This is a genomic window from Christensenella timonensis (genome assembly GCF_900087015.1).
GTDB lineage: Bacteria > Bacillota > Clostridia > Christensenellales > Christensenellaceae > Christensenella > Christensenella timonensis.
This window is the reverse complement of record NZ_FLKP01000002.1, coordinates 237,249-249,274: the sequence shown is the minus strand read 5'-3', so window position 1 is coordinate 249,274 and position 12,026 is coordinate 237,249. Positions and strand designations below refer to the sequence as shown.

Annotated in this window: 12 protein-coding genes; 9 read left to right on the top strand and 3 right to left on the bottom strand. The window is 52.7% G+C overall.

Annotated features, from left to right (window positions below; genetic code table 11):
* Positions 1–5: 5 nt before the first annotated feature.
* From BN6471_RS02670 to BN6471_RS02645, 6 genes are all read left to right on the top strand, one after another.
* Positions 6–767, top strand: coding sequence for an enoyl-CoA hydratase/isomerase family protein (locus tag BN6471_RS02670; protein ID WP_066645264.1), 762 nt, complete (start codon positions 6–8; stop codon positions 765–767).
* Positions 768–770: 3 nt separating this feature from the next.
* Positions 771–1,619: a 3-hydroxyacyl-CoA dehydrogenase family protein gene (locus BN6471_RS02665; protein WP_066645262.1), complete on the top strand. Its 849-nt coding sequence runs from the start codon at positions 771–773 to the stop codon at positions 1,617–1,619.
* Positions 1,620–1,677: 58 nt separating this feature from the next.
* Positions 1,678–2,184 carry a GNAT family N-acetyltransferase gene (locus tag BN6471_RS02660; RefSeq protein WP_066645260.1) on the top strand — a complete coding sequence of 169 codons (507 nt, stop codon included), beginning with the start codon at positions 1,678–1,680 and terminating at the stop codon, positions 2,182–2,184.
* 30 nt (positions 2,185–2,214) lie between these two features.
* A complete protein-coding gene (locus BN6471_RS02655) occupies positions 2,215–3,135 on the top strand; it encodes an AEC family transporter (protein ID WP_066645258.1) in 921 nt (306 codons plus the stop codon).
* A 69-nt stretch (positions 3,136–3,204) separates the two neighbouring features.
* Positions 3,205–4,719, top strand: a complete 1,515-nt coding sequence (locus BN6471_RS02650) for a sensor histidine kinase (RefSeq protein WP_066645256.1) — start codon at positions 3,205–3,207, stop codon at positions 4,717–4,719.
* Between the two features lie 3 nt (positions 4,720–4,722).
* Positions 4,723–5,409, top strand: coding sequence for a response regulator transcription factor (locus BN6471_RS02645; protein WP_066645255.1), 687 nt, complete (start codon positions 4,723–4,725; stop codon positions 5,407–5,409).
* Here BN6471_RS02645 and BN6471_RS02640 read toward each other — a convergent pair.
* Positions 5,391–6,245: a putative RNA methyltransferase gene (locus tag BN6471_RS02640; protein WP_066645254.1), complete on the bottom strand. Its 855-nt coding sequence runs from the start codon at positions 6,243–6,245 to the stop codon at positions 5,391–5,393. The two genes, BN6471_RS02645 and BN6471_RS02640, sit on opposite strands and share 19 nt — an antisense overlap.
* A 129-nt stretch (positions 6,246–6,374) precedes the next feature.
* Here BN6471_RS02640 and BN6471_RS02635 point away from each other — a divergent pair, with 129 nt between their 5' ends.
* The 3 genes from BN6471_RS02635 to BN6471_RS02625 all read left to right on the top strand — a co-directional run bounded on the left by BN6471_RS02635 (position 6,375) and on the right by BN6471_RS02625 (position 9,342).
* On the top strand, positions 6,375–6,998 hold the full coding sequence (locus BN6471_RS02635; RefSeq protein WP_066649689.1) for a DedA family protein: 624 nt from the start codon (positions 6,375–6,377) through the stop codon (positions 6,996–6,998).
* 129 nt (positions 6,999–7,127) lie between these two features.
* Entirely contained in the window at positions 7,128–7,673 is a 546-nt protein-coding gene (locus BN6471_RS02630; RefSeq protein ID WP_066645252.1) for a helix-turn-helix domain-containing protein, read from the top strand.
* Positions 7,674–7,683: 10 nt separating this feature from the next.
* Positions 7,684–9,342 carry an AMP-binding protein gene (locus BN6471_RS02625; protein WP_066645250.1) on the top strand — a complete coding sequence of 553 codons (1,659 nt, stop codon included), beginning with the start codon at positions 7,684–7,686 and terminating at the stop codon, positions 9,340–9,342.
* 47 nt (positions 9,343–9,389) lie between these two features.
* Here BN6471_RS02625 and xylB read toward each other — a convergent pair whose 3' ends face one another.
* Entirely contained in the window at positions 9,390–10,946 is a 1,557-nt protein-coding gene (xylB, locus tag BN6471_RS02620; protein WP_066645248.1) for a xylulokinase, read from the bottom strand.
* Positions 10,947–10,964: 18 nt separating this feature from the next.
* The gene (locus tag BN6471_RS02615) at positions 10,965–11,966 is read right to left on the bottom strand and encodes a sugar-binding transcriptional regulator (RefSeq protein WP_066645246.1); all 1,002 of its coding nucleotides are present in this window, start codon (positions 11,964–11,966) and stop codon (positions 10,965–10,967) included.
* Between the last annotated feature and the right edge of the window lie 60 nt (positions 11,967–12,026).

Below are 12,026 nucleotides of genomic sequence, written 5' to 3'. Positions count from 1 at the left end.
GCGGTATGGAAACAATCAGACTGGAAAAGAAAGGCGGTATTGCGCTGATTACGCTTGACCGCCCGAAGCAAAGAAACGCAATCAATGAACGGATGCTGCATGAATTGCAGGAAATATGCAGGAAAATAAACGGCCAAAAGGATGTACGGTGCGTGGTCGTTACGGGCAGCAAAGAGGGAAAGGCTTTTGCGGCGGGTGCGGACATTGCCGCGATGGAAAATATGACGTATCAGCAAGCGAACGCCTTTGCGCGTTTGGGATGCGAGGCGTTTCATATGGTCGAGCAGCTGGAACAGCCTGTCATCGCGGCGGTAAACGGGTATGCGCTGGGCGGCGGAATGGAGCTCGCGCTGGCGTGCGACATCCGCATTGCCGACGAGAGCGCGGTATTCGGGCTGCCGGAAACGACGCTCGGCGTCATGCCGGGGTTTGGCGGTACGGTACGCCTGAAAGAGTTGATTGGCTATGGACGCGCTGCGGAATTGATTTTCACAGGGAAAAAATTAGGGGCGCAGGAGGCTGCGGCATGTGGATTGGTTAATGCATGTTTTGGAAAAGATGCGTTTGAGGAGCGGGTGATGGAACTGGCTCAAAACTTGTGCGCAAATGCGCCGCTCGGGATACGCAACGCCAAAAAATCTATGAAGCGTCACGACTATGAAACGGAAAACATGTATTTTGCACAGTTGTTTTTGACGAATGACCAGAAGAGGGGCATGCGTAGTTTCAACCGTAAGGAAAAAACAGAATATTTTTCGGGGGAATAACATATGAAAAAAATATCAGTGATCGGTGCGGGCACGATGGGAGCTTCCATTGCACAGGTTTTTGCAATGGCGGACTGTGAGGTAGCGCTTTGCGACAGAGGGATGGAATATGTTGAACGGGGAAAGGGGATTATAGAAGGTTCCCTGCAGTATATGGTGAAAAAAGAAAAAATCAGCGAACGGCAAAAGGAAAAAATCCTTTCGCAAATCGTTTTCACGGATCAACTTGGCGTATGCGCAGGCAGCGAACTTGTTATTGAAGCAATCTATGAAAGCATGGAAGCAAAGCAGGAAATTTTCAAGGCATTGGAACAGGTCGTAGAGGAGGATACGATCCTCGCGACCAACACCTCGTCGCTTTCCATCACGGCGATCGGGAACGCGCTTTGCCATAAAGAACGTTTCCTGGGTATGCATTTTTTTAATCCGGCGAATATTATGAAATTGGTCGAAGTCGTATCGGGTATGCATACCGACCCCGGGGTTGCGGCGCGTATCATGCAGGAGTCGCATAATATTGGTAAAACGCCGGTATGCGTCAAGGAACATGCAGGCTTTGTCGTGAACCGGATATTGATCCCTATGATCAACGAGGCCATCGGCGTGTATGCGGACGGCGCAGCGACGGTGCAGGACATCGATACGGCCATGAAGCTTGGGGCCAACCATCCCATCGGGCCGCTGGCCCTGGGGGACATGATCGGGCTGGACGTAGTACTGGCGATCATGGAAGTTTTACAAACGGAAACAGGTGACGATAAGTACCGTGCACATCCGTTACTCAGGAAAATGGTGCGCGGCGGGCTGCTGGGACAAAAAAGCGGACAGGGCTTTTATATCTACGAAAAGTAAATATCGCTTTTTTTACGCCGCTGGTATATACTAAAAAAGATGGAAAGGCGGCGGCGAAATGGACTTTGTGTTGAGGCAATGGAAACAAGCGGACGCAGATAGCGTTGCGCGTTATATCAACAACAAAAATGTGCAGCGATGGCTGCGCGACGGGCTGCCTTTTCCCTATACCAGGGAAGATGCAGTCTCTTTTATTGAAGATATGTGCCTTGCGGCCGACCCGAAGCGGGATATTATGCTTGCAGTCGAGGCAGGGGGCGAAGCGATAGGCAGCATCGGCGTATTTACAAAGGACAATATTTACTGTAAGAGTGCGGAGCTTGGGTATTGGCTGGCGGAGCCTTTTTGGAGGCGCGGGATCATGACGCGGGCAGTACAAAAGATTTGCACCTTGGCATTTGAAACGCTTGATATTGTGCGCATTTTTGCGGAGCCTTTTGCGGAAAACGCCGGGTCAAGGAAGGTCCTGGAGAATACGGGATTCGTATTGGAAGGGATTTTAAGGCGTTCGGTATATAAGGAAGGGCGCGTGCAGGATTCGTGCATGTATGCGCTGCTGAAATAGAAGGGGAACCGGCTCCGGCCGGATGAGTGTATGGAAAGCGTTCTTTTAAAAGCGATCGCGTTCGTCGTGATCATTGTGCTGGGATATGTCCTGAAAAAAATAGGTGTATTCAAACCCACGGATTACAGGATCCTCTCGAAGGTGGTATTCAATCTTACCCTCCCGGCTGCGGTTATCACGAGTTTCGCAAGCTTTGATCTGGATGTATCCCTTTTATACCTGATCCCGATCGGCCTTGCGTGTAACCTGGCGTTAAGCGGTATCGGATATCTATCCATGCGGAAAAAGGACAGGGAAACAAAGGCGTTTTTTATGCTCAACACCTCGGGCTTTAACATCGGATGCTTTATGCTGCCGTATGTACAGAATATCTTAGGGCCGTACGGCGTTGTCGTGGCTTGCATGTTTGATACGGGAAATTCTATCATGTGTACCGGGGCGACCTATGCGCTGGTGCAAAATGTGGCCAGCGGCAAAAAAAAGCATGTGCTGAGGAACACCTTGAAATCGATGTTTACCTCTGTGCCGCTCGATGTCTACCTGCTCATGACCGTGCTTGTGATCCTTGGAATCCGCCCGCCGGAAGGGATCGTGAGTGTTACGTCGGTCATTGGCGAGGCAAACGGCTTTTGTTCCATGCTCATGATCGGGATGATGTTCGAGATCAATATCGAAAAGCAATATTTAAAGGATGCGGTACTGATCCTCGTGATACGGTTTATATTTGCGGCCGGCCTCGCCTGCCTGTTTTATTATTGCCTGCCGTTCAGCCAGACGGTGCGCAACATTATGGTCATCCTTGCCTTTGCGCCGATGGCGGTACTGAATACGATCTTTACGGAAAAGCTCAAGGGGAACGTTGCGGTGGCAAGTATGGTCAATTCGCTTTCGATCGTCATCAGCCTTGTGATCGTGACGTCCATGGTTTCTACAATGCGCTTTTTGACGTAAACATGCATTGTATTTCTGTTGCTTTCATGGTATACATATAGCAAAAGCAGAAAATCAGGGGAAAGCGGTTTGAAGTTCAAAGATATATCCATCCAGAAGAAAATTACATGGTCAAACTTTATGATGATCGTCATTCCGGTGATAATCGTTTTACTTGTTATGCTGGGGATCCTGGTAGGGATCCTGGCGGGTACCGGTTCGGGGATTTCGATTGCGGCCGTGGAGAAATTCAGCAGCAAGATGACAAATTACCAACTGCAGCTGATGGTAGATTCCTTAAGCGAAGAGATCGCCGAAAAGCCGCAGCCGTTTGCGCAGGGGTCGGTTTTCCTGGAGACGTGTAAAGATATGGAAGGATTTGGGACGGATATCCTCGTTTCCGAGGGGGAGGATGTCCTTTACCTCACACAGGGCGCTTCGCAGCAGGAAATGCTTCAGGATGCGGCAGCGCTCGGCGCAGGCGGCGGGGCTGGGCCGTTGTTCTTGCGCAACGAAGAAGGGTTCGTATACCGGACGCAGACAAGCGCGGATGGGAAAGAGTACTCCGTATTTGCGGTAAACAGGGGGCTTGCGTACGATGCTGGGGAATACTATGCCTTCGAGCAGATAAAAACGCAGTTGAAAATCCTGCTGGTAGCGATTGGCGGCACGGCGATCCTGATCATCGTCGTGACGGGGGTCATGGTTTCCAGGAAACTGTCAAAGAGTATCCTTGCGCCTTTAAAAGAACTGGGCAGGGCGACCGGGGAGCTCCGCAACGGCAACCTGGACTATGCGGTGCGTTTCCGTTCGCGGGACGAGCTGGGGCAGGTGTGCGAGGAATTTGACGATATGCGCCGGCGGCTGAAAGAATCCATGTTGCTGCAGCAAAAATACGCGAGGGAGCAGCAGGAGATGATCGCCGGGATATCCCATGACCTATTGACGCCCATCACATCGATCAAAGGCTATGTGAGCGGGATTGTGGACGGGATCGCAGATACGCCGGAAAAACAGGAACATTACCTGCGGACGATCTATGATACGGCATGCGATATGGATCATTTGGTGGAGAATCTGTTTTTATTCTCCAAACTCGGCACGGATAAAATGCCTTTCCACATGGAATGTATCGACCTTGCGGCCTATCTTGCGGATTGCTGCGGGGAACTGCGGTTTAAAGTACAAAAGTACGGCATGGAGCTGGTATTTGAAAACAGGTGCCGGGGAAATGTGTGGGTGGATATTGACCGCGCCCAGCTTGGGCGCGTGCTTAAGAACCTTGCGGATAACAGCATAAAGTACAGGAAGAGGGATACGTCCGTCAAAAGCAGGATCAATGTCGTTCTGGAGGACGCAGGCCGGGGAAGCTTAAGGCTTTTGTTTTCCGACAACGGGATAGGGATCCGTGAGACGGAAGCGGAAAAAATATTTGAGAGCTTTTACCGCAGCGACCCGGCGAGGGGGAATGCGGCAAAGGGAAGCGGGCTGGGCCTTTCGATCGCGCGCCGTATCATAAAACGTATGGGCGGGAGTATCACCGCGCAGGGGAGGCTGGGGCTTGGCTTGGCGGTACAGATTATCCTGCCGCGAAAAGGAGAATAGGGCGTGAAACGGATATTGGTCATTGAAGACGACAAAAGCATAGCGGAGCTGGAGCGGGACTATCTGCAGGCGAACGGATATGAGGTCAAGAACGTTTTTACAGGGGCGGACGGCCTTGCAGAAGCGCTCGGAGGCGGCTATGCGCTGGTCGTGCTGGACGTGATGCTGCCCGGCGCCGATGGGTTTGAGATCTGCAGGCGGCTGCGGGAAAAGATGGATACGCCCGTCCTGATGGTTTCGGCGCGCAGGGACGACATCGATAAAATACGCGGACTGGGCCTGGGAGCGGACGATTATCTGGTCAAACCGTTCAGCCCTTCCGAGCTGGTGGCGCGTGTGAATGCGCATATCGCGCGGTACGAACGGTTGAAAGGCACGCAAAAGGAAGAGGAAGGAAAGGTCATCGAAACGGACGGGCTTACGATCGATATGGGGGCGCGCCGGGTCTTTCTGGACGGGCAGGAAGTGGCATTCAAAAACAGGGAGTTTGAGCTTTTGGCGTTCCTGGCTTCCAATCCCAATATCGTATTCAGCAAAGATACTTTGTTTGACAGGATATGGGATATGGATTCGCTGGGGGACACGGCGACCGTGACCGTCCACATCAACCGCATCCGCGACAAGATCGAACGTGACGGCAAAAAGTATATTGAAACGGTGTGGGGTTCCGGCTACCGCTTCCGCGGATGAGCGGCAAGCAGCTCTAAATGGATCGTGATCTCTTTGACGCCTGAAAGATCGGCGTTGCCGATGGGTATATGGGACGTCAGGGGCGTCATCTGGTAAAAGGAAGTAAGCTGCTCCTGCGTGACAGGAAGCGTATATTGAAGGCTTTTGTGATCGGCGATATCGGCGTGCTGCGCCATATGGCCGATTATTTTGTCATTGGAATAGGCCTTGTGCTGCAGTTCCCCGGATACGCATGCGCGCAGCTCGCGCAGGTAATGCTCACCCGGAATGACCTTGAGGATCATGCCGCCCCGACAGAGGACGCGTGTGAATTCCCTGTAATTTGCAGGAGCGAGGACATTGAGGAGAATCCCGACGGCATTGTCCGCGATGGGAAGGCTCGCAAGGTCGGCAACCGCAAAGCGGGCGTTCCCGGCTTTTTTTGCCGCAAAGAGGATGGCTTCCTTGGCGTTGTCTACCCCGTAGACCTGCAGCGTACCCTCCTGCGCCAAAAAGAGGGAATAGTACCCTTCGCCACAGCCCGCGTCGAGCAGTACCGGGCATTGCGGCGGCATAAAACGCATTGCCATCTCCTGCAGTGCAAGAGCCACAGGCTCATAAAAGCCATCCTGAAAGACAGCGCTGCGGCTGGAAAACAATGTATTGCCATAGCGAACGTCGCGTCCCGCACCGCCGGGCAGCAGGTGGACATATCCTTTGGAGGACAGGTCAAAGCAATGCCCGTTTGGGCACAGGAAGCTGCCGCTTTCGCTTAAGGAAAAAGGCGCATGGCAGACGGGGCAATGATAAAATTGCTCGCTGCCTGAAAATTTTTTGAGGACGGCTGCGATTTTCATAGGTTATATTATAGCATTGGCAGGCAACGAAGAAAAGGTTGCGCGATTCTTTAGGGATTGTTTATAGATCGTTTAGAAATGGGGGGTATCCTGTGGGTATTGACCATAAGAAAGGCAAGGACACAGGAGATGGAATGGATCATTTCCCTGATGGATCAGTTTGGGTATGTTGGCATCGCCCTTTTGATCGCAGTTGAAAATATATTTCCGCCGATTCCGTCCGAGGTCATTTTGACATTCGGCGGCTTCATGACGACATATACGAATATGAATATGTGGGGCGTCGTGATCGCAGCGACGATCGGTTCGCTGGCGGGAGCGCTGGTGCTTTATGGGATCGGGCGTATTTTAAATGCGGAGCGGCTGGAACGCTGGCTGAACGGAAGGCTGGGGCGTATCCTGCGCTTAAAGCCCGAGGATGTGGAAAAAGCGCAGGCGTGGTTTGAAAAAAGAGGCGCAAAGGCGGTCTTTTTGTGCCGGTTCGTGCCCATCGTCCGCAGCCTGATTTCTATCCCTGCGGGCATGACGAAAATGAACATGGGAAAGTTCGTCCTGTTTACGGCAGCGGGAACGTTCGTGTGGAACCTGGTGCTGGTGAACCTGGGTGTTTTTGCGGGCGCTTCGTGGGAAGTGATCGCGGACGCGATCGGCGTTTATGCAAATATCGTCTTGGTGGTCATCGTTGCGGCCCTCGCCGCGGGAGTGGGAATATTCCTCTGGAGGAGAAAGCGCAAAAAGGTACGGGCAGGATAAAATGGAAAGGATGAGGGCCGTGCTTAAAGCACGGCTTTTTATTTTGCCTGCATTGACAGTGTTTTTTGAACAGGCTACAATAAAAGGGTATTTTTAATCCCCCAAAACTGCAGAAAAGAGGAAGAAGCGATGAACAGTCAGGTGATACAGATCGCGGCAAGGATACGCGAGCTGCGGGATATCCTTGAGATCCCGCAGGAAGAAGTGGCAAAAAAAGTTGGGATCAGCTTGGAAGAATATAAAAAATATGAAAACGCCCAGGACGATATCCCGATCGGCGTGCTCTATGGCGTGGCGGCGGAGCTTAAAGTCGACCCGACCGAGCTTTTGACAGGGGAAGCCCCTCGCATGGACGAATATACGATCGTACGAGGGGGAGCGGGCGTCAGTGTGGAGCGCTACCCCGGATATTCATTTACTTCCCTGGCGTACAATTACAAGCACCGCGATATGGAGCCGATGATCGTAACCATTTCCCCCAGCGAGCAGGCAGAGCTGGTGACGCACGGCGGACAGGAGTTCAATTATGTCCTCGAGGGAAGCATCAAGATCGTGATCGGGGAACGCGAATTTGTCCTGCGGGCGGGCGACAGCATATACTTTAACCCGGCGATCCCGCACGGACAGCGGGCGGCAGGTGGGCAGGCTAAATTTTTGACGATCATCAACGAGTGAGGGCAGGTACATGATAGAACGTTTTTTGGACAGGACGGAATTTGAAAATTACGATGATTTTAAACAAAATTACAAGCTGAATATTCCAGAGCATTTCAATTTCGCTTACGATATCGTGGACGGATGGGCGCAGCGGGATGAGCAAAAGAGCGCGCTCGTATGGTGCGATGACGACGGGAACGAAAAGAGGTTCTCGTTTGGGGATATCAGCCGGATGAGCAACAAGGCAGCCAATATGCTGAAAAATAAGGGCATCAAAAAGGGCGATACGGTCATGCTGATGTTAAAGCAGCGCCCGGAGGTCTGGTTTATGATGGTAGGCTTGCATAAGCTGGGGGCGATCTGTATCCCGGCGACGTTCCAGTTGACGCCCAAGGATATCATTTACCGCTGCAACGCGGCGGAAGTCAAGATGGTGTGCGCGGTGGACGACGAGGAGATGCTCAAGCATGTCCGGCAATCGCTGGGAGAATGCCGGACGCTTAAAAGCGTAGGCGTGGTGGGGGAGAACATCCCCGATTGGGCGTACGATTTAAGGGCGGAACTGGCCGCGGCCGACGAAAACTGGACGCGCGAATACAGGAACGAGAACGACGACCCGATGCTGATCTATTTTTCGTCGGGAACGACGGGCATGCCGAAAATGATCCTGCACGATTTCACCTATCCGCTGGGACATATCGTGACCGCGAAATATTGGCAGAAGGTAGAGGACGGCGGGCTGCACCTGACGGTTTCTGATTCCGGCTGGGCAAAGTTCGGCTGGGGCAAAATATATGGGCAGTGGATCTGCGGGGCGGTCATCGTTGCCTATGATACGGAAAAATTCAATCCGCAAAAAATGCTGGAAACGATCGACAGGCTGAAGCTGACGACGTTTTGCGCGCCGCCTACGATCTACCGTTTTTTGATCAAGGAAGATATGAGCCATTGTGATTTCTCCACGATCAAGCATGCGGGGATCGCAGGGGAACCGTTGAACCCGGAGGTGTACAACCGCTTTTTGGAGATGACAGGCCTTGCCGTGACCGAGGGCTTTGGGCAATCGGAAACGAGCGTGCTCATTGCGAATTTTGGCTGGGATCCGATCAAGCCCGGTTCGACCGGAAAGCCGTCGCCGCTGTACGATGTGGATATTGTGGATGAAGATGGAAATTCGTGCGAGGACGGGGTCGTCGGTTCGATCGTTGTGAAGAATACGGATCAGAAGCATCCGACGGGATTGTTCAAGAAATATTACAAGGACGAGGAAGCGACGAACCGCTGTTGGAAGAACGGCGTTTATAACACGGGCGATACGGCGTGGCGCGACGCGGACGGTTATTTCTGGTTTGTAGGCAGGAACGATGATGTGATCAAGTGCTCGGGATACCGGATCGGGCCGTTTGAGGTGGAAAGCGCGCTGCTTACCCATCCGTCCGTACTCGAATGCGCGGTGACCGCAGTGCCTGACCCGGTGCGCGGGCAGGTTGTGAAGGCGACGGTGGTGCTTGCGCGCGGGTATCAGGCGAGCGAGGAACTGAAAAAAGAATTGCAGACGCACGTGAAGAACGTAACGGCGCCTTATAAATATCCGCGGGTAGTGGAATTTGTGGAGGAACTGCCCAAAACGGTGAGCGGGAAGATTCGGCGGGTGCAGATCCGCACAGAGGATGCAGAGAAAGCGTAAAAGAAAAAACACGGCGGCAGCCGTGTTTTTTTATATGCGTATGGATATCAGTAGTCGAAGCGCTCGCTGTTTTTGACGACAAGCTCTGCCTGGCGCGCATAGGTATCCTTTAAAATGGGATACAGGGAACGGTATGTCCCATAATATTCCTCATAGATTTCCACATTCGTGGGATTGGGCTTGATTTCGCCGGTGATCTTGATGATCGACCTGCAGGCATCTTTTAAAGAAGAGAACGCCCCACAGCCGACAGACGCCATCAGCGCTACGCCGCATGCGGGAGCCTCCTTGATGCTGGTGCTCAAGATAGAGGCATTAAAAATATCCGCCTGGATATGCCGCCACAGACGGCTTTTCGCGCCGCCGCCGGCTGCCCGGATCTCATTGACCTCGATATCGTACTCGCGCAGGATCTCAAGCGTATCGCGCAAGCTGAACGTAACGCCCTCCATCACGGAACGGCAGAGTTCCTCACGCCCATGCCGGTAGGTGATGCCGAAAAATACGCCGGAAGCGTTCGGATCGGAATACGGCGTACGTTCGCCGTTCAGGTAGGGAAGGAAGCAAAGGCCTTCGCTGCCCGGCTTGGCATTTTGCGCAAGCTCGCTCATATAGTTGTAAACATCCTTGCCCAGGGAGGCAAGTTCCTTTTTCTCTGTAGGGAACATGGAATCGCGCAGCCATTTGAAGGAACCGCCTGCGCCCAGCGTACAACCGAAAAGGCACCATTTCTCCTGTTGTACATGGCACATGGAAAGCGCGGCGCGCGGCAGCTTGTCCGCAATAGGGGCATCCATCGCCGCGAACACAACGCCGGAAGCGCCGATCGTGGAAGAAACCATGCCGGCCTCGATGACGCCATTGCCCACGCCGCCGGCCTGTTGGTCGCCGCAGCCTGCGACAACCGGGATGCCGCTTTTCAAACCCAATTCCGCGGCGATGTCCTGCTGCAAATAACCGGCGACATCGCACGACTCAAGCACGCGCTCGGGTACGATGGATTTATCGATCCCGCACATGGAAAAAAGCTCGTCCGACCATTCGCGCCGGGGAACGTCGAACAAAAACGAACCGGACGCGTCCGTGACCTCGGTGGAAATATCGCCTGTCATCATGAAGCGGAGATAATCCTTGGAGAACAGGACTTTATAGATTTTTTCGTAATCCTCCGGGGTGTTTTTTTGCATCCACATCAGCTTGGGCGCCCAAAAACCCGGAAGCGGATGGTTGGCGGTGATCCCCAAAAAGATATCGCTGCCGATGTTTTCCTCGATCCATGCCTTCTCCCTGGTGGCACGCTGGTCGAGCCAGATGATACAGTTGCCGATGGTATTTAGATTGTGGTCAAGGCAGGTGGTCGCGAGCATTTGGCCGGTGATACCGACCGCTTCGATCTTTTTGCCTGCATCGCTTGAATTGACGGCGGCCCGGACTGCCTTTTTGCAGGCAGACCACCATTCGGCGGGGTCTTCTTCCGCATAATGGTATTTGGGCGTGATCATATTATATTCCTCGTAACCCATACCGGCAAGATAGCCGTTTTCCCCTATGACGATCGCCTTGACACCATTGGTACCGGCGTCGATCCCGAGAAAGTATTTCATCGATAAAACCCCTCTAAATTATTGTTCTTCCGGCGTCAGGCGTTCCAAAAGGCCTTTTGCCGTGTATTCGTCCGTGATGAGCACATTAAACAATTTGCCCCTTGCCGCGCCGATGATGGCGTCAACCTTATATTTGCCGCCGGCGGCGGCGATCACGGTGGGGATGCTCTTGAGCGTTGCCGTATTGACCGCAATCACGCGCTGGTTTAAAGAGGTATTGCACGGTGCGCCGCTGATGTCGTAAAAGCGCGCGCAGATGCAGCCTACCGCCTTGGCATTTTTGAGGTCTTCGATATCGCCGCGCGTCAGGGCATCCGAATCTGTAGCGTGTACGTTCTCAATGGTGGAGGAATGTCCCAGTTCCCCATCGATGCCGACGACAGCCATATCCAGCTGCTTTGCTTTATCAAAAATATTTTTTAACGGCTGGGAATCCAAAAACGCCTGCGCCGTCAAAATGTTGGTTGCGATCATGGGCGCGTATAAATAACGTACCGTGCTCCGCGGAAAATTGGAAGCGACCTTTTCACATAAGGCGTTGGAAAGGACGTTGATTTCCTTGTTGGTGCCAAGTCCGCCGACCAACGGAATAAATTCGACGTCTTTGATTTTATTGGTCGTTTTGACCTTTTCCGCGAAACATTCCAGGGTGCGGCCCCAGCCAAAGCCAATGTGGCTGCCGCTTTTGAGCAGGTTCGCGGTATAGGTCGCCGTGGCGCTGCCGATGCGGTCGTCGATGATATCGCGGTTCTCGCTGGGAACATTGACGATTTTTACGTCCTCGACCCCCAAAAGATGGCGCAGGGCAAGTTCGTCTTTCAAAAAGGCGTTGGTTTGGCGCGGTTCCGCGATCTGGATGCGCACAATTTTTTCCTGCTTGGCTTCCTTGAGCATTTTGACGATCGTCGGGCGGGAAATATTCAGCATTTTTGAAATCTCGGCCTGCGTCTTATCCTCCATATAATATAAATGTGAAATTTTAATTTTTAGGTCGTATCTCTCTTCAACGGAAAATGCCAATGTCCTGTCCTCATTTCTCTTTATATAGGCAAAACCCTCCATATATGATAGTAAAGGATA

What these genes read in the sequence shown, in the direction of transcription:
- BN6471_RS02670 (WP_066645264.1), top strand. Translation starts at nt 6, where the DNA reads ATGGAAACAATCAGACTGGAAAAGAAAGGCGGTATTGCGCTGATTACG.
- BN6471_RS02665 (WP_066645262.1), top strand. Translation starts at nt 771, where the DNA reads ATGAAAAAAATATCAGTGATCGGTGCGGGCACGATGGGAGCTTCCATT.
- BN6471_RS02660 (WP_066645260.1), top strand. Translation starts at nt 1,678, where the DNA reads ATGGACTTTGTGTTGAGGCAATGGAAACAAGCGGACGCAGATAGCGTT.
- BN6471_RS02655 (WP_066645258.1), top strand. Translation starts at nt 2,215, where the DNA reads ATGGAAAGCGTTCTTTTAAAAGCGATCGCGTTCGTCGTGATCATTGTG.
- BN6471_RS02640 (WP_066645254.1), bottom strand. Translation starts at nt 6,245, where the DNA reads ATGAAAATCGCAGCCGTCCTCAAAAAATTTTCAGGCAGCGAGCAATTT.
- BN6471_RS02635 (WP_066649689.1), top strand. Translation starts at nt 6,375, where the DNA reads ATGGAATGGATCATTTCCCTGATGGATCAGTTTGGGTATGTTGGCATC.
- BN6471_RS02630 (WP_066645252.1), top strand. Translation starts at nt 7,128, where the DNA reads ATGAACAGTCAGGTGATACAGATCGCGGCAAGGATACGCGAGCTGCGG.
- BN6471_RS02625 (WP_066645250.1), top strand. Translation starts at nt 7,684, where the DNA reads ATGATAGAACGTTTTTTGGACAGGACGGAATTTGAAAATTACGATGAT.
- xylB (WP_066645248.1), bottom strand. Translation starts at nt 10,946, where the DNA reads ATGAAATACTTTCTCGGGATCGACGCCGGTACCAATGGTGTCAAGGCG.